The organism is Clostridium sp. UBA5712 (assembly GCF_002419845.1).
GTDB lineage: Bacteria > Bacillota > Clostridia > Clostridiales > Clostridiaceae > Clostridium_J > Clostridium_J sulfidigenes.
Genome location: NZ_DIGW01000010.1, coordinates 376,958 through 403,658 on the forward strand (window position 1 = coordinate 376,958; position 26,701 = coordinate 403,658).

Below are 26,701 nucleotides of genomic sequence, written 5' to 3' on the forward strand. Positions count from 1 at the left end.
TCTATACTTCCATTAGAAATCAAATTTTTAACACCTTATTTTTTTGTGTAATTTAACAAAATGTATTTCTTTTATATCAATTTTACAACTTAAAATCATGTACCTTATATTTTAAAAAATTTTTGCTAATTAGTCTAGTGTAAAATCACTTATATAAGAAAAACTATGCATAAAAATTTTTATTGATAATTTTTTATTAGAATGAATAATATATTTTTTTTTGCAAATTATAAGTTAGGTAGGAGGTGATATGTCATGGAAAACAACAATTGTAAAAATAATAACAACAAAAACAACAATAATAATAACAACAATAATAACAAAAATAACAACAACAACAAAAATAACAACAACAACAAAAATAACAACAACAAATAATATTTCACATACACAACTTATGGGAACAAAGGAATTTATTTCTACATGTAAGAAAGTGGCAACAAAATCAGTATTAGCTGGCTTTGTTGCCACTTTTATTATAATAAAGTAATAAAAAAGTTATTTAGTTTTAAATCAAAAACCTGTTCCTAAAAATTATTGTAGCTAGTCTTCTGGTTTATAAACCACTTCACCATCAATTATAGTATACAAAGTTTTCGTAAATATCTCCATGGGATTGCCATCAAAGATTGCAATATCAGCATCCTTTCCAACTTCAATACTTCCAACTCTATGTGATACATTACATATTTCAGCTGCATTTATTGTAATTGCTTTAAGTCCTTCATCTATACCCAATCCTTCTTTTGCTGCGAATCCAGCACAAATTGCCAAATCTTGTATTCTTGTAACAGGATGGTCTGTAGTAATAGCTACCTTTACACCTGCCTTATGCAACAAGCCTGCTGTTTTAAAATCCATATTTTGTGTCTCTATTTTATTACGTACTGATAGCGTTGGCCCAATTATAGCTGGGAATCCAGACTCCTTTATCTCTTCTGCAATTAAATGCCCTTCTGTACAGTGATCAAGAGTCATTTTTAATCCAAATTGTTTAGCTATGCGTATTGCAGTTAGAATATCATCAGCTCTATGTACATGTGCTTTTAAAGGTATCTTTTTATCAAATACAGGTAACCAACATTCTTTTCTAAACTCTTCATTAAAATCCTTGTCTTCATTACCTGATTGTTGAGAGTTTTTCTTATTTTTATAATATTGCTGAGCTTCAAACAACTCTTCTCGTAAAAGAGCAGCTATGGACATACGTGATGTTGGCATCTTATCTTTATCATTATAATTTGATTTTGGATTTTCTCCAAATGCAACCTTCATTGCAGCAGGTTCCAGAACAACCATATTATCTATTGCTCTACCGTGAGTTTTGATAAATACAAACTGCCCACCCACCACATTTGAACTTCCTGGTCCAACCATTACTCCAGTAATCCCAGCACTCAAGGCTTTGTGGAAAGTGGAATCCATAGGGTTAATAGCATCTAAGGCTTTAAGGTAAGGTGTAACTGGCTCAGTCATTTCATTGCAATCATTACCTTCGAAACCTTTTCTTTCTTCTTGAATACCAATATGACTATGAGCTTCTATTATTCCAGGCATAACTATACAATTGCTTGCATCAATGACTTCAGAAATGGCACTGTTATCTTCATCAATGTATTCTCCTACCTTTATAATTTTTTTCCCATCTATTAAGATACATCCCTTATCATAATCCACACCAGCCATGGTCAATATTTTACCATTTTTAATTAATAACATAATCTTCTCCTTTCTAACATATAATAATCATTTGAAATTATAGCTAAACAACTCTAATTTCATCTTAATCTAAATGCATTTCTTAGCTAGACTTATCTCTTATCTAAGTATTTATATTTTGTAGGATTTTAAATAATTATTCATAATATTTTAAAGTTAAATATTACAAAAAACTTTCTTTAGATATTGAACTTTAAATCCACTTAATGTAAGTAATAGTTGAGAAGGAAGATAAAATAACCATATTAAAAAACCCAGAAAAAATTTTATGTTGCCTCCTGCTACTATATTATAAAGTCCCACATTTAAATCACACATAAAAAATAAAAACATACCTAAAGCAATTATCCATGAAGTTTTTTGAGAATATTTACCTCTAGTTATGGTACTCACTGAGCAGTAAAGACTAGTGATTAATAAAGATGCATATATAAGTGCTAAAACAACAAGATTTTTTCCTATTGATGCTATTTCTATTTTTAATGAAACTGTTAAGGCTATGGACAATGATACTATAAAAAACAATAAGTTTTTATATTTACTATTTTCCATAATACTATGCCTTATTATGTAAGTTATTTGAACTAGAGAAAAGAAAAAAACTCCCATAATATAATTGCCGGAAATTGCAAGAAAATAATCTGCAATTAAGGTAAATAGTCGAGCAAGCTGAACTAAACCTTTATCTCTTTTGCTATATCCATGGGATTTAATTAATAAGGATATGATAAAGCAAAGCACTATAGCTGAATATTTTAATGTCACTGAATATGTGTTTTTTAAATCTTTGGTTATAAAATCAATCCATAAAAAAATAAAGTAAATAATAATTATTATCCTAGAGCTAATTTTTATAAGATTTTTATTGCTTATAAGTTTATCCATTTACATCACCCAAGTATATTTATTTGCATTAACTGAGATTTATATTATTCCCCTTAATTGCTTATTATACTATTTGAATAAACCTTATTTATACAAAAAACTAGTAAGGATTCTCCCTACTAGTCTCTTTGTTATTAATATTTCTTTATTAAAGATGCCGCTTCTGTCTTTCCCTCAAGAATATAATTAAAAGGAAAAGCAAATTGGAGATATTTAAATACCCACTTGTTATTTTCTTTAATAAGCACACCCTCTAATCTAAATGGCCATATACAATCTTCACCTTTAGCATTTTCTTTGAAGGTTTCAGCAATTCTTCTTCTAATGTTAAAAAGCTTTTCTTTATCATTTAAATCCTTATTAAATATATCCTTTATTTTATTAACTGTGTTTTCAAAGGACTCTTCTTCTGAAATAACTTTTTCCATAGTACCTCTTATTACTACCCAAGCTATATCCTCATTAAAATCAACCATAGAATTTTCACTGTCTAACCTGATCTCATCATAGCATACTCTATGATCCTTAATTAACTTCTTAATTTCTTCTTTACTAGTGAATATTTCTTTATCTGTATTAGCAACAAATATATTATTAGAAGAAAAATATTTATCAATTATCAAATTTAATTCCATATCCTTATCTAGATACTCACTATTAAAGTCTTTTATTAATTCTATTATTTCATTTTTCTTTATCTTATTTTTATGATAAGCTTCTTCTAATTCCTTTATTTTTTTATTAACCTCAGTTCTATCACAACTATCTTTATATTCCCTTACATCTGGTAGATGTCCAACTACAGGTAAAGAAAACTGCATATGCTTTATAATCCATCTATTTTCTTTTTTTATTAATATAAAGGAAATACGTATATCCCATAGATAATCTCTTTCTATATCATCCCTTTGATTTAATAAATGACATAAGGACCAATTAATTTCTGTTAATTTAACCTTATTAGATTTTTTACTTTCATCAGAACTTTCATCAAAATATTCTTTAATATATCCTAAATAACGTGTATATGTGTCACTTCTACTGTTAAAAGAATATTTCACTGTAGCTGGAGTATAAATTATAGCTGTATTTTCAAGTTCCATTACAGTAGCCTCATCAGCTATAACTCTTAAATCTCCCCAATATTCCCAGTCACTTAAAAATATATCCTTAACTTCCTCATATCCAATACACCACTCGTCATCACATGTGCCTACTATAGTTACACTTTCATCCTTATCAAATAATTTATCCATAAAGATATCTATTTCATTAATATCCCTTTTAACATAGGCTTCATTAAATATATTCAATATTTCCTTAAATTCATTTTTTACTTGATTTTTCATATACTCATACCCCTTATCCTATTTATTTTTTCATTTTTACCTATCTAATTTAAAGGGTTAGATGTTTTACCTCTTCAACTAAATTAAAAAAGGCTGTAATAAAGCAACGCCTCATTACAACCAAAATATCTACAATATTTTACACAATAAAAAATATACTATATAAAGTGTAAAAAAGATTTTAATTTTAGTTCTATAAACTTCACATCGCTTACTTGTAAATTTTCTAAAGAAGCACAACAAATAAACCTAAATAATTAGGTAGTTAAGACTTCTTTCAGTATTAATTTTTACATTAAAAATTAATTAACAAGTAGCAATAATCACTTTATAGCACCTCCCATATGTTATGTGTAAATTTTACCATAGAAAACTTATAAAGTAAATAAAAATTATTAGACTATTTTATCAATTTATTGCATCACCAATATTTTTTCAGCAAAGTTACATAATTTAAGCTTAGTAGCATATTTTTTAATACATTTATCATAAATTATAAATTCCAACCAACCCATAGTGTATTAGTATAATACCTATACATTATTATCTATTAATCCTAGATCATATATCTTTTTAGCTATATCACTAGGACTGTCTTTACTTGTATCTACATGTAACTTTGCAGTTATGTCTTTCCATTCAAGTAACTGCTTGTCTATCATACTTTCTACTGGCTTTGGTAAAACTCCATTCATCCTTTTTGCAAATCTAGATTTTATTATTTCTGCATCAGCTGTAAAATTTATAGTAATAGCATCGTTAATAAATTTAAATTTTACTATATCCTTTTTTTCTGAGATTACATAGATTATTGATTTTGAGTGTAAATCTTTGTTATTACAACCTTCTTTCAATATTTCCTCAAATAGTTGCCATGCATTATTTTCATTTTTGTCCATACGTAGATAATCTTTTCCACTGTAAATCTGTACATCTGTAAGTTTTTTTAATTCTTCTGCTGCTGAAGATTTCCCCGAACAGCTTGGCCCCATAAATATAAATAACATAAATTCCCCTCCTAAAAATTTAATATAAACAGAGCTCTTTACTCCCACTTTGAAGAATATTGGAGTATTAGAGCTTGTAGGCATCGGATAAACAGTATCTGTTAACCTATTATACTAAGTGTAAAATATATCCATGCAAATAACAATCCTTTATATGTTATTATTTGTTAATATATTAAAATAACTTTTCAAGTTTTATCTTTCTTCTTAACTATATTGATATTATTTACACGAATATTGCATACTTATTTTAAAATCCTTCAAAATTTACTTGTATATATCAAAAGTTTTATACATTCAACATCTATATCTATAACCATGATAATGTGCGCTATTACTAGATTAACACTCAATCAAATAATGCTATATTGATTTTAAAATATTTCATATTCATTTTTCACTTTTCCAATAATTGCAGTTTGACTTTTGTTTTTATTCATTATATAATTTTACTCACCATATAATTCTATAATTTTAGGTAAAAATTTAATTTATATAATAAAAATCATTAGAAGGGATTGGTAAAATGAAAAAAGGCAAAATAAGTTTATCAACAAAAATATTTATCGGATTAATCCTAGGTTTAATGACAGGTATTATATTCAACTTCATTCCAGAGGGTTTCATTCGCGATGAATTATTAATTAATGGAGTTTTCTATTTAGTTGGACAGGCATTTTTAAAAGCTATTATGATGCTTGTAGTACCTTTAGTTTTTATTTCTCTAGTTAACGGAGCTGCCAGCATGGGAGATATTAAAAAGTTAGGTAGAATTGGAGTAAAAACAGTATTATTTTACTTAGCTACTACGGCTATTGCCATTTCAATTGCATTATCACTGTCTACAGTATTTAAACCAGGTGTAGGATTAAATTTATCAAATTCTAGTTTAAGTGAAGTTACTATCAAAGAGGCTACACCATTAGTTGAAGTTATCCTTGATATGATACCGAACAACCCTATTGCATCCATGGCAAACGGGAACATGCTACAAATTATTGTATTTGCCATGTTAATAGGTGTAGGATTATCTACTCTAGGTGAGAAAACTAAAATGATAACAAATCTTTTTCAACAATTAAATGACCTTATTATGAAAATCGTAGACTTCGTAATGATAATTGCACCCATTGGAGTATTTGGTTTAATCGCTCGTACCTTTGCCACTCAAGGTTTTGATGCAATGATACCTTTAATAAAATATATGTCATTAGTTTTAATAAGCTTACTTATTCATGCTACTATTGTCTATGGTGGGCTATTAAAATTATTTACTAGATTAAGTCCTATAAGATTTTTCAAAAAATTCTTCCCAGCCATTTCAGTAGCTTTTTCTACCTCAAGCAGTAGTGCAACCTTACCAGTATCCATGGAAATTGCAGAAGAAAATTTAGGAATCTCGAAGGATGTTGCTTCCTTTACATTACCACTAGGGGCAACTATTAACATGGATGGGACCGCTATTATGCAAGGTGTAGCTACCGTATTTATTGCTCAAATTTATGGTGTTGATTTAACCTTAAGTTCTTTCTTAACTGTTATTTTAACAGCCACCTTAGCTTCAATTGGAACAGCTGGAGTACCTGGTGTAGGAATGATTATGTTATCCATGGTATTACAATCAGTAGGTTTACCAGTGGAAGGTATCGCTTTAATCATGGGAATTGATAGGATTCTAGATATGGCAAGAACCTCTGTTAATATTACTGGTGATGCAGTATGTACAATGATTGTAGCAAAGGCTGAAGGAGAATTTAATGAAGAAATCTTTAATTCTGAAACTGTAAAAAACAAATCCCTATAGTGATATAATTCTCATTGTTATGTCATCTCTATATATACCAAGCAGGTTAACACCTAAATTGAGTGTTAACCTGTTTTTTCTAGTATACTGTTTAAAATTCAATACTATTTCATTTACTAGTATAAAATAATTGGTTTTACACAAAATATAATCGGAGGTGCAGTATTATGGAAATAACATTATCACAAAAAGAAAGAACTTTACTAGAGGATCAAAAAAAACATGAGGAAATTTGCATTGAAAAGTATACAAATTATGCAAATCAAGCTAAAGACAGTCAGTTAAAAGATATTTTTAATGCTAATGGACAATCAGAAAGAACCCATCTAGGTAGCATCAATCAATTATTAAGTGGTCAACTTCCTCAAATGGGTCAGCAACAACAAGGTCAACAGAATCCGCAAAGTCAAAATCAAAACTCAGAGCAAAATATGACAGCTCAAGGTTCCACAACAAATACAAATAATATGCAATCAGGAGGAGTTAATTTATCTGATGCTGATATGTGTACAGATTTATTGATGACTGAAAAATATGTTTCAGGAACCTATGATACTACAATATTCGAATTTAGAGATACTAGAGTTCGTGATGTATTAAATCACATACAAAAAGAAGAACAAAAACACGGAGAAGCTATATTCCAATACATGGAGAAGAATGGCATGTATAACGTTCAATAGTATTAGGATTGTATCCAAATTATCTCTAGTAATATAATATAAAAAAATCATGGATAGTTCAGTATAAATAACTGATATCTATCCATGATTTTTAAATTCACAAACTCTTATAGAGCCCTTATATACCAACTTACTAACCCATTTCAGACTCAAACCTTTAAATATTTTGCATTAATCCCTTAAATCAAACTGCCTTTTCATCCTGATCAGTTAGATACCACTTACTTTGAGCTTCATACATCTCACTATACTTTCCATCTATACTTATAAGTTCATCATGGGTACCTACTTGTACAATTTCACCCTTATCCATAACTACTATTCTATCTGCAATCTTAGCAGAACCAAGTCTATGAGTAACGATTATAGCAGTTTTATCCTTGGACATCTCTTTAAACTTCTTATATATTTTAGTCTCTTCTATAGGATCTATGGCTGCTGTAGGTTCATCTAAAATTATCATGTTACTATCCTTATAAAAACCCCTAGCTATAGCTAACCTTTGCCATTGCCCACCAGATAAATCTATACCATCAAATTCTCTAGATAGCATGGTATCATAACCATCTTGAAATTTTTCCTTTGAAACCTGAAAATCTGCTTTATCTATAGCTTCTTTTAGTAGTTCTTCCTTTATTTCATTAGATTTTTCACTTATAGATATATTATCTCTTAAAGTCATTTTATATCGTTGGTATTTTTGAAATACCCCTGATGTAACCCTATATAATTCTTTAGCTGATATTTTATCTATATCTATACCATTTATTGAAGCATTACCTTTAGTAGGGCTATATATTCCTGTAAGAATCCTAACTAAGGTACTCTTACCAGCTCCATTTTCCCCAACAATGGCAATGGTTTCTCCTGAATTCATCTTTAAAGATATGTCTTTCAAAGAACTTATATCAGTTCCTGGATAAGTAAAGCTTACATTATCAATTGAAATACTAGGTACTCCTACAATTTCTATGTCCTCCCCTTCTCTTTCAGGGATTTCTAAAAATCTAATAAAGTTTTTCACTGTACCTAAATTTTCAGCCATGTTTCCTATATGCATACATATCAGCTCATTCATTAAAGAAAACATAAAGCCTATAGATGAAAATACTGCCCCAAAGGCACCTATTGATATAGAACCATCTAAAAGTGCATATACAAGAAGTGCTAAAACCCCCATATAACCAAGTAATGTTAACATCTTCATGGCTAGCTCTGCAAGTCCTGATTTTTTTTCTGCTTGCCAATTATTTTTATTCATAAGCTCTAAGGTACTTATATATCTTTTTTTGAAATAGAAGAACCCTCCTAAAAGCCTTGTTTCCTTATAATATTCTCTATCCATTATACATTTTTCATAATGTTCATATTCTCTTCTTATTGGAGCTACCTTATCTTCTAAATTAGTGAATATCTTAATTCTAATTAGTTGTGATATAGCTACTGGAATAAATACTAATATAATAGAAATAGAAAGTATAGGCTTTAATTTATAAAGATATATACCCATAAAAATAAAATATGGAATATAGAAGGTTACTATTACAATTAATATCAAAGACATCCAAAGTCCACCCTCTAATCCCTTCTGAGCCTTATTAATATCATCAAGTAATGTTGGATTTTCAAAATCAGCGGCATCTAACTTTGAGCTTTTATGATTTAATATCTTACCTATAGTTCCCTTTGCCTTATTAACTAAGGCATTAGCTAAAAAGTTAGATATCCCATTAAGCACTTGTGTAAGAACTAATGAAATACATAGTCCTCCTAGCATAAAATATACTATTTTTAACTCTACTTTCCCTAAGAAAGTAGCTGTAATGGAGTCAAAAAACTTTTGTGTCATGAAAGTATTTACTACATAAGCCAAGCTATGTAGTATTGAAGTTAATATAGCTGCCACTGTAAGTATAGGACATGATTTAATTATCATAGGTTCAACTGTCCTTACTATCTTTAAAAAAGAAATATCTTTACTTTTCCCTTCCATTATATATACCAACTCCTTTGACTTTCATACATTTTTGTATAAACCCCATTTCTTTTCATAAGCTCCTCATAGGAACCACTTTCTACAATGGCTCCATCTCCTATAACGAAGATTTCATCTGCAATCTTTGTTGAGCCAAGCCTATGACTGATAAATATAGTAGTTTGTCCCCTACTTATCTCTTCAAATTTTTCATAGACATTACTTTCACTTATAGGATCTAAGGCTGCAGTTGGCTCGTCTAAAATTCTAATGGATGCTGGACTTACAATTCCCCTTGCCATAGCTATACGTTGCCACTGTCCTCCTGACAAATCTACACCATCATTTTTAATTTTACCCAAGTTTGAACTGATACCTAGAGGTAATCCTCCAACAACATCTTGCAGTTCAACAGTTTCTATAGACTTATTCATATTATCTAGGTTATCAAAGCTATTGATATCTCCTAATAAAATATTATCTCTAAAAGAAATACAATATCTTGCAAAATCTTGATACACTACAGAGCACATTGCTTTTAACTGATCTTGTCTATATGTCTTTATAGATTTTCCATTTATCAAAATTTCTCCTTCAAAGTCCTCATATAAGCCAGTTATAAGTTTAGTTATTGTAGTCTTACCAGCTCCATTAGCACCTACAAAAGCATAATGCCTTCCTTCTTCTATGACAAAAGACATATCCTTTAAAATATACTTTTCTGTGCCTGGATATTTAAAAGATACATTTCTAAACTCTAAGGACTTTAATTTGCTAACCTCCTTAGCTGGTCTTAATAAGTATCCTTCATCACCTTCTAATTTTAAAAAGTTAGTTAAGTCAACAAGATACTCTTTATTCTTTGCTAAATTATCTCCATACTCAGGAAGGCTCCAAGCTAAATATTGTATTAATTCAAATACGCTATTAACAATGGACATAAACATTCCTATGGATAAAATTCCACTAGTTACAGGTCCTATTAAAATTAAAACTATCAATACAGATAAAATAGCAATAATAACCCCACCAGTTTTCATATTAACGTACCATTTAAGACTTACCTTAAGTTCATGCTTTCTAGCAGTTTCAAACTCTTTATGCCACTGGTTATTAATCTTATCAGAATAGCCAAACAAGGTTCTTTCTTCCACTGCCTCACGACCGTTTAACACTTCTTCTAAGTATTTAACCTTTCTTTTATTTTTCTCTACTTCTCTATTTGCTTCATAAGTTTCCTTTCCACTTTTTAAAGCTATAAAAAATAGAGGTACAGAAATTAAAACAATTAAAACTGCAGACCACCATACCTGAATAAATAAAACTACTAGTATTCCTGTTATTTTTAAAATCATTGCTATCATATCTAAAGATGAAATATAGGCCTTAGTACATTGAACTTCTGGCTCCTTTATAACCCTAGATATCAAATCCCAACTATCCTGACTTTCTATATATTTATATCTCAAGGTTGCTATTTTTTCTACAATCTTTACCCTGAATTCACCTCTTAGTCTGTTTTTAATCTGAACCTCTGCAAACTTTGATAATTGCGTAGAAATCCAGTCATAAGCTAAAAGAAGTATCACAAATAATAAAGGCATTACTATATCTTTAATATCTTTTTCTTGTTTAAATATTAAAATTGCAATATCTAGAAACTTAGCCGTAGCCAAAATTTGTAGTGTTGGAACTAAACCATCCAAAAGTTTTTGTATTGCTATTAATGTAGCCTGTGCTGGTGCAAATTTAAATGGAATTTTAATTATATCCCCCGCATTATAATTTTTACTTTCTAATCTCATAATTTCCCCCCATTTACATACCCGTCTATTACTTTATATTATTGAATCATCTCCTCTGAACAATATTGTATATCTATTGTTTATTCACCTCAGTAATAGTTTACAGTATATTAATATAATTTAATTTATTAAACTATTTAACTAAATATGTATATATTATAACACCATCTTTACTTAAATAACATATTTATACATAAATGTTTATTTATAATTGAAATAATCGTATTAGTGAAAGCTAATTTTTATTAAAATATTGCTTTACTCTAGGAGACTTAGCCTTAGTCATATCAATGGCATAAAGGTGCAAGAACATAAAAACATTGATTCTCATAAAACTTAACTTAGAGTTATATTATTGTATTTTTTAATTTTCTTTCTAACTTTCTTCAAAATAAAAAGAGAAAATCAGGTAACATTAATTTAGTTAGCCTTCTTATCTCTTACTTAAAATATCACTAAAATATTTCTAATCACACCTATGGGAATTTCTTTTAATATATTGCTGTGTATATGGACATATCTCAATACACTTTCCACATAAAGACATTTCTATTCCTATTCTTTGTTTTAGTAGTTCTCTTGCTTTTTTACGACATTTAAAAGGATTTATTAGTTCTTCTCTTGTTGAATTTATATTCCATAAATCACCTTTTATTACTGTTGCTGGGCAAGCATCAACATACTTACTACATTTTCCGCACCTAGAATCATTGATAGGCATATCTGGTATGACTGGCATATCAGTTAGTATTGAAGAGATACGAACTGCACTACCATATTGTTGAGTAACTAAAAGAGCATTTTTGCCAATCCAACCCATTCCTGCCCGTGTAGCAACTGTCTTATGTGGTAAATAAGTAGTCAAATTTTCATCACTAGTAACATATGTTGAAGTTTGAGCTAGTGCACTATATCCCTGCTTCTCTATGTATCTTACACAGCATATAGCGATATCATCAAGTTCTTTGTTTATTTTTTTGTATTCATCATAATATTCTTTTGTTGGTCCTTCATAAATACCTTGTATAATTTCAGGCTTAAATTTTATTGCAAATGCAATACCATACTTTAGATTATTATGCAATGAGGTATTAACGCTATTTAAATCTGCAAATCCAACCAATGATGCCCCTAGACTTTTTAGATATGACTTTAATTCATTCTCCCTCACAATACTTTCTCCTAACTCAAAGAATTGATAACATAAATTTTAAATAGTTTCAAATTGCTAATTTTACAATTAATCCCTTCCTTAATTTTTCTTATAATACATTCTTCAGGAGTTTCTCTTTTCTTTTTAACAATTTTATACTTACATGTTTTGCACTTTCTTTAAAAGTTTAATCAAAAGTATTTTTTTCTATTCCTGGCAGGATACTATAAATAGATTTTCCTATTTTGCTCTCAAAATATTCTTTTATTTCAAAGGTTTTTTTCCATTTCTCTAGTGTAAAATCAGTAAATCCATATCTCATAACCACATCAACCATCCTTTTTTCTATTAAACAAAATCCTGATGGAAGAGCTAATACATCACATAATTGAATTAATTTATCGTATGAATTATATTCGATATTACCTAAATAATTTTTAATAAAGTCGTATTCTGTTTTAGTTAAATCCATTTCTCCACATATATCATCTACATTACTGCATAGAAAACCATGAGTGATTGAAATTCTAGCCACAAAATCATATCCATTTTCTAATGCATAATTATATCCATCAATAGCATGTCTTACATAATGTCTACCATTCCTTCTTCCAATATCGTGAAGCAATCCCAGTACATAAGCTGTATCTTCATCCAAATCCCTATCATATTGAGCAATTAAGGCCGCTGCCTCTGCTACATATCTTGAGTGTTCCACCCATGGACCAGGATTTAAAATAGATGCTTCCTTTAATATTTCTTCTGCAATCCTCCGACTTGGAACTTTGTATTTCAATTCTTCCATTATTCTTCTCCTTATTACTTAAATAGATTAATAGTTTAAATTTTTTCATAACTTTCTCTAGATTATTCTATAGTCACCATTTAAATTCCTTTAAATGAAAAAACCATGAAACTTATTTTTAAGAATCATGGTTTTTATCTCATTTCTTATTAACTTTAACTACTCAATATTACAAATTACTTAATTATAAAAGATAAAACTCCTAAACCTATACACGTAATTCCACCTAACAATTGGCCTATTCCAGAAGCTTCTCCTAATATTAAAAGGTTAAAAATATTTTTTCTTGTTTGCGTTTTCCCTACAAACGCCTTATCTGTTTTCATTCTATATACTCCCCATAATGTTAATACTACTCCGAAAAGTATAAATAATAGTTTTTCAATTATCATAATATTTTCCTCCGCTCATTATTTTATTATTTTATTGCATACATTTTTATAATTAGTCATCTTCTTCAAATATAAAAGTTTCTTCAATTGGTAGGTTAAAGACCGAAGAAATTTTATATGCCAATAAAACAGATGGATTATATTGTTGTTTTTCTAAAGAAATAATTGTTCTTGAAGACACACATACTTTATCTGCTAATTCTTGTTGTGTTATCTTATGTTCTAAACGCAATTCTTTTATCCTATTTTTCATAGCCTTCTCCTAATTAAAGAAAATAATTATAATATTTTTTAGCTAATATATTCGTAATCATGCAAAATATTATAATTATAAATAAAGCAGCATTTGTTGGAATTGTAATCCATTTTGAAAGAAACATCATAAGTATAATCACAATCATTAGAATTCTCATGGTAAAGTGTGAAGCTTTTCCTTCTATTAAATCATCTCTTTCATCATATTCTTTTGACATCTCTCTTTCCAACTGTTTTCTATTAGCATTATATTTAATGTGGGAAGTTATAGCTAAAACTAAAAACCCTACCCCTACGAAAAACATTATAATACCTGAATAAAATACTTCTGTAATACTAGCTCTAGTATAATTAAAAATTATTTCAAATAAACCCATTATGAGAATTGCCAATGAGCATAAATAAAGCTCAGTAAATCTATTTTTCAAACGAATCGCTCCTAACATAGTGTAATATGAAGTTTACTTCATGTGAAGTTAATTTCATATTAATCTATGTTGAATGAGATGTCAAGAATTAATTTATTTTGTTAGTACCATTGTATTTTGACAGTGTTATGGAAAATTACTCTTGATAATCTACATATTGTTCAATAACAAGAGCAGCAGGCAACTTGATTAGTTATAAAGCAAAACTAGCCTATATATTAATTTAACTAGCAAATTAATATATAGGCTTCTGTAATTATTGAATATACTTATATCTCGCTAATATCTAAAACTTCATCTACAGCTCTATTAAAACTCCTTTTTAGATTGAAGATGCATAGAATAATTAGTATAACTGCAATACTTGTAAAGGAGTTACCTATACCAATTAAATTGTATAGTGGAGTAGCAATTAAAAGTCCTCCAAGAGCCAGAGCATAAGAAAAGTAAATAATGCCTTCTGGATTTAGATTTAATAAAATATCAGAAACTGCTACTTTATAGGTTTCATAAAACCTTCCTAATACTGCAAACATGCTCATTATAATAAATACAGTTTTAGCACTGGAATATCTTGTAAATATCTTATATCCTTCAATGCCACTTTTTATTATTCCAGAATCTCTGTTCATTAATAAAAATAAAGAGAAATGCAAAAATCACACTAACTAGATTAGTAACCATAATAACCCTTTTCTTATTATAAGAGTCAGCTATGAGTCCTGATAAATAAAGCATAGGAATTCTTAAAACACCCCTAGAAAGCCACATAAGTGCCACCGCACCAACGGATTTTGTTAAGCTATATATGTATACAGTTACACCTATATTGTAAAGATAATCTCCTATAGAAGAAATAAATCCTCCAATAGATAACAAAGTAAAGTTTTTATTTTTTAATAAATCTTTGTACAAATCACCATCCCCTAAACAATTATTATCTTTAGTTTAATAGCAAAATTTAGAAATTTTAAGTCTATATTTTGCATTTTTTAAGTGATATAATTAAGTTAGGGAAATAAATTATTGAAATAGAGCGTGTTTATATGTTATCAATATGAGCCAAGGACTTTATATTAACTCTTCAATTTTTTCATATAATTCATCTGCCGAATCCGCTAGAATCATTTCGTCATTAACAAGTGCATATGGATTAGTGGCACAGTCTCCACAATATCCTAAGCATGATTCTACGGTTACATCTACGTCAGGATAATTCTCTTGTAATTTCTTCATGGTATCTTCAGTTCCATATGTAAAATTATTTTCACAAAATTTTATTTCTGTCATATTTATTCTCTCCTTTATTTTTTACTTTGTATGTTATCCAATAATTCTGTTACTGAAATTTTAGATAAATCAATAGCTTCTAAGGATATTTCTTTTTCTATGGCTGATTTTAATATTGGTGATCGTTTCGTATCTCCAATTACAATGGCCCCTACTATTTTTCTATCTCGTATATATACCTTCATATATTGACCTTCATCATTATCCTCTACAAGAACATTAGTTGCATTATTTTCATCTACACACCCCATAGAAAATAAGGATAATTTAAAAGCGTTTAAAGTAGTAACAGGAACAATATGCTTATAAGTACTATCTTTTCCTATCATATTATATCCTGCAACTTTACCCTGGCCTATTGATATATTCCACAGTCCTGGAACAAAGTTATCAAGTTCAGCAACGTCACCTGCTGCATATATATCTGCTATATTAGTTTCCATCTTCTCATTTATAACAATTCCTTTTTCACACTTAATAGGCGTATCTTCAAACATTTCTATGTTAGGCTTTATTCCAGCAGAATATATAACTTTGTTACAAGGCATAAATTCATCTGAACTTATTACAACACCTTCAACCTCATTATTTCCTGCTATTTTATTAACTCTCGTATTTAAGTGTATATTAATATCAAACTTTTCTACTGAATCCTGAAGTATTTTAGATGCCTTTTCATCTAATTGATTTGGCATTAGTCTAGATTGAATCTCAACAATAGAAACGTTGATTCCATGCTGATTCAAATTCCAAGCAGTTTCTAACCCTTGTATTCCTCCACCAATGTTTATAACACTTTCACCTTTTTTTATTTTACTTTTAATATCCCATGCATCCTGTAACGTTCTTAAGTTAAAGACACCTGGTTTTTCTATGCCTTCAACTGGAGGTTTATTATTTCTTGCTCCATTTACTAATAAAAGTTTGTCATACTTAAGTATACTTTTATCACATAAAACTACTTCTTTATTTTCAATATTAATCTTTGCCACTTTTTTGCTTACGTAAATATTAACCTTATTTTCTTCATACCAAGATTTCTTTAGAAGAAGAGTATTATCTTCAGAGAGTTCATCAAATAGATTCTTAGACAATTTTATTCTGTTATAAGGGTAAAATTTCTCTTCTCCAAATATAAATACTTCTGACTCTTTATCTACTTCTCTTATGGCTTTCACCGCAGTAATTCCTGCTATTCCATTTCCGATTATAATAATCCTATTTGTCATATTAATTCACCCCCCTTTTATATTCCTTTTGAATATACTGCTGATGGGTTTGGAGCTAATACTACAAATAATGACATATCATCATTGCCAGTATTTTTTATACTAAACACCTCTACTCCTTTACAATGAATTACATCTCCTTGTGTTATTTTATTTAAACTTTCATCTACAGTCATTTCGCCATCTCCGCAAAGTACATGAATAAGTAAATCACTTTGCTCATGATTATGTGGTGGCACACCTTGCCCTGGTCTAAAATTTAAAACAAAATTCAATATCTTATCTTCTTTGTAAATTATTTTCTTAGTTAAGGATTCATCATTGTACATTATTTTGTCAGATATTTTTTCTATTTTCATAAATTAATTCTCCTTCATCTTTGTGTTAGTATTATATAATATAAATCTTATACTCTTAGTATTGTGTAATTTTCATATTATTATTAACTATATTTTTAAAATATAATAATAACTCTTTTTGCATTTAAGTGGTGATATGCTTATTAGAAAAATTGCAAGGGTATTAAAATCCGTATTTACTAATGAACATATTACTTCAAAAATGCAATCTATATTGGATACCGCTGATAGCAATATGTATAATAATAAAAAATGTAAGAAGTTATAAAAAAAAGACTAGACATTTTTATTTTAAAATGTCTAGTCTTATTTGTTTTTCCACTTTATAAATTTTTAATTCGATTTTATTACAAATAATCAATATTTATCTTAAAATTAAATATTTTTACATTACGTTTCAGCTATCTATTCTACAGTAACTGATTTTGCAAGGTTTCTTGGCTTATCTACATCGCAACCTTTTTCCATGGACATGTAGTAAGAGAATAGTTGCATTGGAATTATAGCTATAACTGGAGCTAATAAGTCCATTACTTTTGGAATGTAGATTGCTGATTCTACAGATTTTTCTATATCTGTGTGACCTTCTTGAGCCACTGCAAACACTCTAGCTCCTCTTGCAATAACTTCTTTCATATTACTTACAGTCTTATCAAATAAGTCTTCTTGAGTTGCCATAGTTACTACTACTGTTCCTTCTTCAATTAAAGCTATTGGACCATGTTTTAATTCTCCTGAAGCATAAGCTTCTGAATGAATATAAGATATCTCTTTTAATTTTAAAGATCCTTCCATTGCTACAGCATGGTCAAGGCCTCTTCCTAGGAAGAACATGTTATTTTCACAGCAAGTTTTAGCTGCTAGAGCCTTAACTGCATCATCACACTTAAGTGCTGCTTCTGCTTTTTCTGGAAGAGCTAACATTTCTGTTTTAATAGCTTCTATCTTATCTTGAGGTACTGTACCCTTTTGCTCTGCAAAGAATAGAGCAATTGTGTACATAGCTATTAATTGAGTTACATAAGCCTTTGTTGATGCAACTGCTATTTCTGGGCCTGCCCAAGTGTATAGTATATCATCGGCTTCTCTTGAAGCTGAACTTCCAACTACATTAGTAACAGCTATTACTCTAGCACCCCTTTTCTTAGCAAGTCTTAAAGCTGACATAGTGTCTGCTGTTTCTCCAGATTGGCTAACAACTATCATAAGAGTGTTTTCGTCTATTATTGGATCTCTATATTTAAACTCAGATGCTATATCTACTTCAACTTGTATTCTAGCAAGTTTTTCAATAATATTTTTTCCAACTAATCCAGCATGGTATGCAGTTCCACATGCTACTATATATACCTTGTTTAATTTTTCTATTTGTTCTTTTGTAATAGTTATATCATCGATTCTTATAGGTTGACCAGGAATAATCCTTGAAGCCATAGTATCTCTTATAGCCTTTGGTTGCTCATGGATTTCCTTCATCATGAAGTGATCATATCCACCTTTTTCAGCAGCATCAGCATCCCAAGTTACATTAAATACTTCTTTCTTAACTTCTTTTTCATTTTGGTCATATATTTTTATTCCATCTTTAGTCATAACAACAAATTCTTTATCTTCTAAAAGATAAACTTTTCTTGTTTGATTTAATACAGCTGGTATGTCTGAAGCAATGAAGTTTTCATCTTCTCCAAGACCAACTATTAATGGGCTTTCATTTCTTACAGCTACTAGTTTATCAGGCTCATTAGCGGCTATAACTCCTATAGCATAGCTTCCTTCTAGCTTTTTAGTGACTTCCATTACTGCCTTTAGCAAATCCCCTTTATAGTAGAAATCTACAAGGTTTGGAATAACCTCAGTATCTGTTTCTGACTTAAACTCATAGCCTTTTTCCATAAGCCATTCTCTAAGTTCCATATAGTTTTCTATAATACCATTGTGAACTACAGATATAGTTCCATCCCCATTAGTATGAGGGTGTGAATTTAAATCTGATGGCTTACCATGAGTAGCCCATCTAGTGTGTCCTATACCTATATGTCCTTTTATTGGATCTTCTTCTAACTTTTCTTCTAAATTTGCAAGTCTACCTTTGCATTTTGTAAGATCAATACCCTTCTCATTTAGTATAGATACTCCAGCTGAGTCATATCCTCTATACTCCAGTTTACTTAATCCTTCAATAAGCAGTGGTGCTGCTTCTCTCTTTCCAAAATAACCTACTATTCCGCACATAAAAAAATCTTCCTCCTAAATGTCTTCTATTTCAAATTAGATTAACTCTATATGAACAAGAAAAACCTTTGATTTAGTATTTTTTTAAAAATACTTATCAACTTATCCACATTTAGTTAAGGTTTTACACCAGATTGCTTTGTAACAGGAATCACTTCCTGTCTTTATCAATCGTTAACGGTAGTGCGATACCGTGGGGCACCCGCCGAAGATTCGATACTCCCCATCCTCGTCAACTCCTCAGAGTCCTGGCGCTTAGTTACGTGGTTAGACTATTACCTCCTTCCCAACACCTGGTTTTCAAAGTGTATTTTAAAAGAGTTAGGATGTCCACATTTTATATACTCTCCTCTACTCATACTCCACATATACGATATAAAGAATAATAAAGTTTGTGAACTTAATATTAAAATTAATTTTTAAAACCAAATTTTAATAATTATTTATCCAAAATCTAAAACCAATTAACCTCATTATATTATATTCATTTAATACATTTTGGTCAATGGTATTTATTAATAGTGTCTATTAAATGAAATTCATCTATATATATACATATCCTAATTATAATATTATTCAATTAAATATTATTTTATTTCAAATTAATTCCACAATTATTAATATTTATTTAATTTCAATGTGAATTATACAAATATTTATATATAAACATAGCTAAAATTTTTTATATATAAATATTTAACTATGAAACTATAAATCTATTTACCTATAAAACTATATAACTAGTTAACTAGTTGTTCTCCCCATGCGGTCTTCCAGGTTTTTCACATTTAAAATATAAAATAAATAATATAAAAATGTATAGTAAACTCGACATTCAATGTAAAGTATACTATACTTAAATTGTAAAGCATACTATACATTTAAATTCTAATATTTATTACAAATAATATTAATAGAACAGGATGTGATAAGTTGAAAAATAAAATCCAAGAACTTCGAAAAGAAAAACGTGTTACGCAAAGTGAACTTGCTGATGCTGTAGATGTTACTAGACAAACAATTATCTCTTTAGAAAACGGGAAGTATAAAGCTTCATTGGTGTTGGCCCATAAAATTGCTCAATATTTTGAAATGAATATTGAAGATATCTTTATTTTTGATTTGGAGGAGGAAAATTTATGTTATTAAAAGCCATTATATCTAATGCAACAACGGATAAGGACTACAAAAAAGTACTAAAGAAAAGAATTTCTTTACTTTACATTGTGATTATTCTAGGAGTAGCCACTCTAGCTATTAGCTTTATATTCTCTGTTGGAAAATATAATTATTTACCTGACTTTTTAAGTGGATTTTATACAGGAATCGGTGCTTCACTAATTACAATAGGTTTAATATTTATCATTAAGATAAAAAAACTTTTAAAAGATGAAAAGAAATTAAAAGAAAAAAGATTAGAAGAACAAGATGAAAGAAATCAATTGATCACACAAAAATCTTTGTACTCTGCTGCTATTATAATAAATATTCTTGCATATATCGGTTTGATGATATCTGGAATTTTTAACCTTGCTGTATTCTGGACTCTATGGACTGTCCTTATTATATTTATGGTTATATTTGTCATTCTGCAAGTGTACTATAGTAAAAAACTCTAATTGAATTTTATAAGTAAAAAACCCGTGAAATTTCACGGGTCTTATTTTATCTATTTGCTTTTTCTTCTATTTTTTTAGCTAGGTCATGAGCCATTTTATCTATCTCTTCTTGATTTTCACCTTCTAGCATTACTCTTACTAACGGTTCTGTACCTGAAGGTCTTATTAACACTCTACCGCAACCTGCCATTTTATCTTCCATTGCTTTTATGTCTGCCATGATTTCTTCATCTTTTTCATGGATGTCCTTCATGTTGTTTGGTACCTTAGCATTTACTAATACTTGTGGTAATTCCTTCATTGTTGCTGCAAGTTCACTTAATGGCTTTCCAGTACTCTTTACTGTCTCTGCAAGTTGAAGACCTGAAACTAAACCATCTCCTGTGGTATTGAAATCTAAGAATATAACGTGACCTGATTGCTCTCCTCCAATAGAATAGCCCTCTTTAGCCATCTCTTCTAATACATATCTATCCCCAACTTTAGTACTAACAGTTTTAATTCCAGCTTCTTTTAAAGCTATGTGAAGTCCAAGGTTACTCATAACAGTTACAACAACTGTATCATGGTTTAATTTACCTATAGACTTAAGGTGTTTAGCTGCTATTACCATCATGAAATCTCCATTTACAAGATTTCCTTTTTCATCTATTGCGAGACATCTATCTGCATCTCCATCAAAAGCTAATCCTAAGTTACATCTATTTTCAACAACAAATTTCATTAGATCCTCAGGATGAGTTGATCCACAATCCTTATTTATATTGATTCCATCTGGATCACTATTAATGATAAAAACTTCTGCTCCTAGTTCTTTTAACGCTTTTACTGATGTTTTATAAGCTGCACCATTGGCACAGTCAACGGCAATTTTCATACCACTTAAATCACCATCAATTGTAGATTTAGCAAATTCTACATATTCATTTATAGCATCTTCTCCTATGTATTTTCTACCTAACATTCCTCCTGTAGGAATATTGATTCCTTCAAAATCACTTTCTATTAACTTTTGAATTTTATCTTCTAATTCATCACTTAATTTAAATCCATCTTTATTAAAAAACTTAATACCATTATATTCAACAGGATTATGTGATGCAGATATTACAACCCCTGCTTCTGCCTTATACTTCTTTGTTAAATATGCAACGGCTGGAGTTGGAACTACTCCTAAACAAAGAGCTTCTGCTCCTACTGATAATATCCCTGCAACTAAAGCTGATTCAAGCATATCTCCAGATATTCTTGTATCCATTCCTACGATTATTCTAGGTTTGCTAGTGCACTGAGTTAAAACTAATGCTCCCGCTTTTCCAAGTTTATATGCAAGGTCTACAGTTAATTCCTTATTAGCAATTCCTCTTACTCCATCAGTTCCAAACATTCTACTCATATATAAATCTTCTCCTCTTAGTATGATTTTTTATCTTCAATAATCTTATTTTTCTATTAAGTTTACATCACTATGTGAAATTCTCATTACAACATACAGGTTAATTATAATACAAATTATGTATCATAACAATAACAGTTTACCATTATACATTCTATACGAATAAAAGCAACACAAAAACTGTGTTGCTTTTATTATATATTATTCCTATCTCATATTAACTTTCTAACACAATACTATTTGTTTTCTCTATAAGCTCTTCTACAGTACCATCACTGCTTTCATACTCCATTAATTCTTTACTTCCTTTAACAAAAACCAAGGCTATAGTGAATATAAATGATATTCCTAGAAGGGATAATACAGCTACTCTTATAGGTAAAATTTCACCTAAGACTCCACCAACTAAAGCTCCTATTGGCTGTAGCCCTCCACTTATGGTATTCATTAATGCTCCAATCTTTCCTCTCTTATCTGATGGTACTACAAGCATTATTGCAGAATTAAATATAGTATTAAAGACTACATTACATAAAAAGGATATAAATGCTATAGGTATCATTACATAAAAATTTTCCACTATAAATACAAAAGGTAATGTTCCAAGACATATCAATGCACCAAATTTATAAATTTTAAATTTCTGATTCTTTTTTATATTAATTATAGATAAAAATCCACTACCTATTAACATTCCCATAGGAATCACTGCCATAAAAAATCCGTACCTTTCTTCACCTAGAAAGGGCATAGTTTTAAAATATGGGAGTATTAATATAAATGCAGCATTAGCAAACAGATTTAGTAATGATGCAAGTAAGAATAAGTTTCTTAATGTCTTAAAGTTCCAAAGGAATTTAAATCCTTCTTTAAAGTCATCTACAAAAGTAATTTTATCATCTTTTTTCTCTCTTTTAGGCTCAGTTATAAACATTTCTGTAAAAGCTGAAATTAAATAAGATACACCATTAGCTAAAAACATGTATGGAGCACCTATTGTAATATATATAATTCCACCAACAGCACTCCCTATCATATCCATACCAGATGTTGCAAGACTTGTAACCGAATTAGCCTTCACAAACTTAGACTCATGAACTAATTCTGGTTTTATAGAACTTACTGCTGGACCAAAGAAAGCAGAACATAATCCACTAATTATCCCTACTACAAATACCATCCATACCTGTATAAATCCAAATATACCTGCAATACCTACAAAAGTAACAGCTACACCTCTTATAAAATCTGTTATAACTATGATATTCCTTCTATTCCACTTATCTACAAAGACTCCTGCAAAAGGTCCTAAAACTATCCTTGGTAGCATTGTAAGAGCGCTTAAAAGTCCCATAAGTCCAGTAGATCCAGTAATATCTAGTATCCAAAAGTTTAATGCCATCATATATAATATGTCCCCAAGCATAGATACTAGCTGTCCTTGCCAAAGCAAGAAAAAATTCTTATTCCATAACCTTATATTTTCTCCATGATTTTTTAATTTATCCTCCATGATTTCCCCCTCATTGTAAAGTACATTTACTGTTAATTGCTTATATCCTTACAGATTCTTTAACTATCCCATTATCTTCTATAATAAGTTCCCCTGAGTATTCAACTTTGTTAATTATTGAACCTTTTCCTATAGTAACATTTTTGCCTCTTACTATATCTACCTTAGAATTTTTAAGTAGTATGTCATCTCCTTCTATACATTCACATTGAAGGCTTCCTTTATTTTTAAATGAACTTGAAAATAGTGAACCTATTATTCCATTCCTTGATATATTTTCTGTTACTGCTACAAATCTTCCACCTATTTCTTTAATATGATGGTTTCCTGACATGGTAATGTATATCTCATCACCATTTATTAGTCCATTACTGTTTATATCCCCACTTATAATTATCTTTTCTCCTTCTATGCCATCCTTTATAGTTATATCTCCAGATATGACTATATCTCCCCCAGTAACTTTACCTCCACATTCTATATCTCCTGAAGCTTCTATTTTATCTGCTTTCAAGTTTCCTCCCATATCCGCATCTCCGCTTAAATGAAATAGACCACTGCAATATAGATTACTTTTTACCTCTATATCCCCACTTATTTTAAGAGTTCCACACTCCACTCTTCCATCAATATTTACATCTCCACTTACCTTTAATTCGTCTTTTACATATAAGTTTTCATGGATATCTACATCTCCACTAACCCTTAAAGTTCCACATTGCAGGTTATTTTTTATGTCCACATCTCCACTTACCTTAAACAAGTCTTCACAGTATACATTTCCTTTTAATTCTGCATCTCCACTAACATTGATAGTTCTACAATTAACATCCCCTTTTATAGTTCCATCTCCGCTTATCTTTATATCTCTATAATTTCCACCTTCTGATATCCAGTCATCATTTATTTTTAAATCATTACAATTGTCGTAATTCATTTTTACACCCCATTTTTATACTATTAATTATTAACTATAGCGTTAATCTCATTTTAAGATTTTCTATAATATTTTTAATGTTTATTTCTCCTATGATTTTACTACCATCATCCACAATTATTTTTTCTCTGTATGCTACTACACAAATTCCAATTCCTAATCTTCTTATGATATATAGTGTTCCATCCTTTTCTTCTATATTTTTATATTCCTTATTAATAAGCTTTAGTATAATTTCTATTTCACTAATGGTTAATTTTCCTAAGTCAAATTCCCTTTGAAGAATATCCATGAGTAACACATCTTTAAAATTATATTCTTCCTTTTCTCTAAATATATCCTTATATATAGGAAGGGTTTCTTCTCTTATAATTTCCTTTTCTATAAGATACTCTTCACTTACATCATCTACCTTAGGTTTGTTAGTAAACATAACTGCTAAATCATCTAAAGGCATATCATCCTTAAGATCTATAATTTTATTTATTCTATTTATTATCTTTTCTCTAGGGAAAAATGTTTCTTGACCTGTATAACTTGATTTTTTTATAAACCACTCCTCTGGAATAAGTTCTTTTCTCTTCCATCTATACAGTTGTCCGTAAGATATTCCCGTCATATCTAATATTTCTTTTTTAGAAATTAACTCTTCTTCCACTTTATTTCCTCCTCTTTTTTAGTTTAGTTTTTAGCTTTAATTTAACTTTTTATCTTTAGTAATTAAAATATTTTAAAATCTATAGTTTCATTTCCTCTTCAATAACAGATTCTGAATTTAGTTTTTCAAGACTCTCACTATATTCTATTCTTTTAATCTTACACCCTTCTCCTATGGTAATTTTTCCTCCACGAACCACATCTGCTATGGTGTTTTCCAAATAAATTTCATCAGCTTCAATAGTTCTAGTAGTTAAATATCCAAAGTTCTTACTAAATAATTTACAAATAAATCTTCCTATAGCATTCATAGTAGAGTATTCCTTTAAAACTCTTACCTTAGTTGCTCCAATTTCTTCAACCTCACAACCACCATTTAACTCTATATTTACTTCATCCCCATTTACCATTCCTAGGGTTTTTAGTACACCTTTAATATTTATAATCTCTCCCTCAATACCATGACCTACTCTAATTGCACCTAAAAGCTTAACATTTGTTGCATTTATTCTTCCTTCAATTCTTCCTGATCCTGCCACAGTGAGCTCTTCACCTTTAAAGTTACCTCCTATTTTACCACTTCCACTGATGTTAAATTTCTTTGCATGAATAGAACCAAGAACAGAACCACTTCCGCTGATACTACCAGTAACGCAGTTTAAGTCTCCACTTACCTTTCCGCATCCACTAATACTAAAACCATTGCTTATAACAGCACCTTCAACTTTTCCACTACCACTAATACTAAATTTTTCACAGTTTACATCTCCAACAATTTTTCCACTTCCACTGATAGATGCAATCCTATATCTTCCTCCTGCCGCACTCCCTGAACCTGATATTTTTAAATCTCCAAACTGTTCATTACTCACCATAATTTATACCTCCATTTTATTTTCACGTAATAATGTTACATCAAATAATTACACACAGCTCCTTAATATAGTAAATAGCCATATATTCAACCATCTTTTATCATAATATTATAGTAACATAACATTGTTACGCTTGTAAATAGTTTTTTTCAATTTTTATACAATTGTTGTCATAAATAAAAAGTATAAAACTTAAACAATAAGTTTTATACTTTTTACTTTTATCCTTATTCTCTTACTTAGTTATATATAAAAAAGTGGCTTTCGCAAAATATATTACTAATCTTAAAAATGTTGAGCTTGCCTTTTATATTATTGTTAGCGAATGCCATTT

General features: G+C 29.4%; 27 protein-coding genes. 5 read left to right on the forward strand and 22 right to left on the reverse strand.

Annotated features, from left to right (window positions below; genetic code table 11):
- Positions 1 to 250 precede the first annotated feature (250 nt).
- A complete protein-coding gene (locus B3B03_RS05690; protein ID WP_346876680.1) occupies positions 251 to 490 on the forward strand; it encodes a hypothetical protein in 240 nt (79 codons plus the stop codon).
- A gap of 53 nt (positions 491 to 543) precedes the next feature.
- On the opposite strand, the gene B3B03_RS05695 is transcribed toward B3B03_RS05690, so the two are convergent.
- The 4 genes from B3B03_RS05695 to B3B03_RS05710 form a co-directional block, all read right to left on the reverse strand.
- Positions 544 to 1,719, reverse strand: a complete 1,176-nt coding sequence (locus B3B03_RS05695; protein WP_346876681.1) for an amidohydrolase — start codon at positions 1,717 to 1,719, stop codon at positions 544 to 546.
- A gap of 156 nt (positions 1,720 to 1,875) precedes the next feature.
- The gene (locus B3B03_RS05700) at positions 1,876 to 2,604 is read right to left on the reverse strand and encodes a hypothetical protein (RefSeq protein WP_346847752.1); all 729 of its coding nucleotides are present in this window, start codon (positions 2,602 to 2,604) and stop codon (positions 1,876 to 1,878) included.
- Positions 2,605 to 2,738: 134 nt separating this feature from the next.
- Positions 2,739 to 3,953 (reverse strand): hypothetical protein, encoded by a 1,215-nt coding sequence (locus B3B03_RS05705; RefSeq protein ID WP_346876682.1) that lies wholly within the window; start codon positions 3,951 to 3,953, stop codon positions 2,739 to 2,741.
- 533 nt (positions 3,954 to 4,486) lie between these two features.
- Positions 4,487 to 4,960 (reverse strand): hypothetical protein, encoded by a 474-nt coding sequence (locus B3B03_RS05710; RefSeq protein WP_346847754.1) that lies wholly within the window; start codon positions 4,958 to 4,960, stop codon positions 4,487 to 4,489.
- Positions 4,961 to 5,486: 526 nt separating this feature from the next.
- On the opposite strand from B3B03_RS05710, the gene B3B03_RS05715 reads away from it, so the two are divergent.
- Positions 5,487 to 6,764, forward strand: coding sequence for a dicarboxylate/amino acid:cation symporter (locus B3B03_RS05715; protein WP_346847755.1), 1,278 nt, complete (start codon positions 5,487 to 5,489; stop codon positions 6,762 to 6,764).
- A 167-nt stretch (positions 6,765 to 6,931) separates the two neighbouring features.
- Entirely contained in the window at positions 6,932 to 7,447 is a 516-nt protein-coding gene (locus tag B3B03_RS05720) for a spore coat protein (protein WP_346876683.1), read from the forward strand.
- Between the two features lie 184 nt (positions 7,448 to 7,631).
- On the opposite strand, the gene B3B03_RS05725 is transcribed toward B3B03_RS05720, so the two are convergent.
- From B3B03_RS05725 to glmS, 13 genes are all read right to left on the reverse strand, one after another.
- The gene (locus B3B03_RS05725) at positions 7,632 to 9,440 is read right to left on the reverse strand and encodes an ABC transporter ATP-binding protein (RefSeq protein WP_346876684.1); all 1,809 of its coding nucleotides are present in this window, start codon (positions 9,438 to 9,440) and stop codon (positions 7,632 to 7,634) included.
- Entirely contained in the window at positions 9,440 to 11,227 is a 1,788-nt protein-coding gene (locus B3B03_RS05730; protein ID WP_346876685.1) for an ABC transporter ATP-binding protein, read from the reverse strand. The genes B3B03_RS05725 and B3B03_RS05730 overlap by 1 nt, the downstream gene beginning before the upstream one ends.
- A 466-nt stretch (positions 11,228 to 11,693) precedes the next feature.
- Positions 11,694 to 12,398 (reverse strand): 4Fe-4S double cluster binding domain-containing protein, encoded by a 705-nt coding sequence (locus B3B03_RS05735; protein WP_346876686.1) that lies wholly within the window; start codon positions 12,396 to 12,398, stop codon positions 11,694 to 11,696.
- Between the two features lie 169 nt (positions 12,399 to 12,567).
- On the reverse strand, positions 12,568 to 13,185 hold the full coding sequence (locus B3B03_RS05740) for an HD domain-containing protein (RefSeq protein ID WP_346847760.1): 618 nt from the start codon (positions 13,183 to 13,185) through the stop codon (positions 12,568 to 12,570).
- A 176-nt stretch (positions 13,186 to 13,361) separates the two neighbouring features.
- A complete protein-coding gene (locus B3B03_RS05745) occupies positions 13,362 to 13,577 on the reverse strand; it encodes a hypothetical protein (protein WP_346847761.1) in 216 nt (71 codons plus the stop codon).
- A gap of 52 nt (positions 13,578 to 13,629) precedes the next feature.
- Positions 13,630 to 13,830, reverse strand: a complete 201-nt coding sequence (locus tag B3B03_RS05750; RefSeq protein ID WP_346847762.1) for a helix-turn-helix transcriptional regulator — start codon at positions 13,828 to 13,830, stop codon at positions 13,630 to 13,632.
- A gap of 13 nt (positions 13,831 to 13,843) precedes the next feature.
- Positions 13,844 to 14,260 carry a hypothetical protein gene (locus B3B03_RS05755; protein ID WP_346876687.1) on the reverse strand — a complete coding sequence of 139 codons (417 nt, stop codon included), beginning with the start codon at positions 14,258 to 14,260 and terminating at the stop codon, positions 13,844 to 13,846.
- Between the two features lie 269 nt (positions 14,261 to 14,529).
- Entirely contained in the window at positions 14,530 to 14,892 is a 363-nt protein-coding gene (locus B3B03_RS05760; protein ID WP_346876688.1) for a hypothetical protein, read from the reverse strand.
- Positions 14,855 to 15,175 carry a hypothetical protein gene (locus tag B3B03_RS05765; RefSeq protein WP_346847765.1) on the reverse strand — a complete coding sequence of 107 codons (321 nt, stop codon included), beginning with the start codon at positions 15,173 to 15,175 and terminating at the stop codon, positions 14,855 to 14,857. The genes B3B03_RS05760 and B3B03_RS05765 overlap by 38 nt, the downstream gene beginning before the upstream one ends.
- A 156-nt stretch (positions 15,176 to 15,331) precedes the next feature.
- Entirely contained in the window at positions 15,332 to 15,550 is a 219-nt protein-coding gene (locus B3B03_RS05770; protein WP_150845930.1) for a DUF1450 domain-containing protein, read from the reverse strand.
- A 14-nt stretch (positions 15,551 to 15,564) separates the two neighbouring features.
- Positions 15,565 to 16,779, reverse strand: coding sequence for an NAD(P)/FAD-dependent oxidoreductase (locus tag B3B03_RS05775; protein ID WP_346876689.1), 1,215 nt, complete (start codon positions 16,777 to 16,779; stop codon positions 15,565 to 15,567).
- Between the two features lie 17 nt (positions 16,780 to 16,796).
- Entirely contained in the window at positions 16,797 to 17,138 is a 342-nt protein-coding gene (locus B3B03_RS05780) for a cupin domain-containing protein (RefSeq protein ID WP_346847767.1), read from the reverse strand.
- A 405-nt stretch (positions 17,139 to 17,543) separates the two neighbouring features.
- Entirely contained in the window at positions 17,544 to 19,370 is a 1,827-nt protein-coding gene (glmS, locus tag B3B03_RS05785; RefSeq protein ID WP_346876690.1) for a glutamine--fructose-6-phosphate transaminase (isomerizing), read from the reverse strand.
- A gap of 933 nt (positions 19,371 to 20,303) precedes the next feature.
- On the opposite strand from glmS, the gene B3B03_RS05790 reads away from it, so the two are divergent.
- Together B3B03_RS05790 and B3B03_RS05795 are read left to right on the forward strand one after the other, a co-directional pair.
- Positions 20,304 to 20,519 (forward strand): helix-turn-helix transcriptional regulator, encoded by a 216-nt coding sequence (locus tag B3B03_RS05790; RefSeq protein WP_035133418.1) that lies wholly within the window; start codon positions 20,304 to 20,306, stop codon positions 20,517 to 20,519.
- A complete protein-coding gene (locus B3B03_RS05795; RefSeq protein WP_346869291.1) occupies positions 20,510 to 20,989 on the forward strand; it encodes a hypothetical protein in 480 nt (159 codons plus the stop codon). The genes B3B03_RS05790 and B3B03_RS05795 overlap by 10 nt, the downstream gene beginning before the upstream one ends.
- A 46-nt stretch (positions 20,990 to 21,035) precedes the next feature.
- Here the strand turns inward: B3B03_RS05795 and glmM are convergent, their stop codons facing one another.
- The 5 genes from glmM to B3B03_RS05820 form a co-directional block, all read right to left on the reverse strand.
- Positions 21,036 to 22,385: a phosphoglucosamine mutase gene (glmM, locus tag B3B03_RS05800; RefSeq protein WP_346876691.1), complete on the reverse strand. Its 1,350-nt coding sequence runs from the start codon at positions 22,383 to 22,385 to the stop codon at positions 21,036 to 21,038.
- 217 nt (positions 22,386 to 22,602) lie between these two features.
- Positions 22,603 to 23,898 carry an MFS transporter gene (locus B3B03_RS05805; RefSeq protein ID WP_346876692.1) on the reverse strand — a complete coding sequence of 432 codons (1,296 nt, stop codon included), beginning with the start codon at positions 23,896 to 23,898 and terminating at the stop codon, positions 22,603 to 22,605.
- A gap of 40 nt (positions 23,899 to 23,938) precedes the next feature.
- Positions 23,939 to 24,835 (reverse strand): polymer-forming cytoskeletal protein, encoded by an 897-nt coding sequence (locus B3B03_RS05810; RefSeq protein ID WP_346876693.1) that lies wholly within the window; start codon positions 24,833 to 24,835, stop codon positions 23,939 to 23,941.
- Positions 24,836 to 24,869: 34 nt separating this feature from the next.
- On the reverse strand, positions 24,870 to 25,493 hold the full coding sequence (locus B3B03_RS05815) for a DUF4004 family protein (RefSeq protein WP_346847774.1): 624 nt from the start codon (positions 25,491 to 25,493) through the stop codon (positions 24,870 to 24,872).
- 79 nt (positions 25,494 to 25,572) lie between these two features.
- Positions 25,573 to 26,367, reverse strand: a complete 795-nt coding sequence (locus tag B3B03_RS05820; RefSeq protein ID WP_346876694.1) for a polymer-forming cytoskeletal protein — start codon at positions 26,365 to 26,367, stop codon at positions 25,573 to 25,575.
- Positions 26,368 to 26,701: the final 334 nt, after the last annotated feature.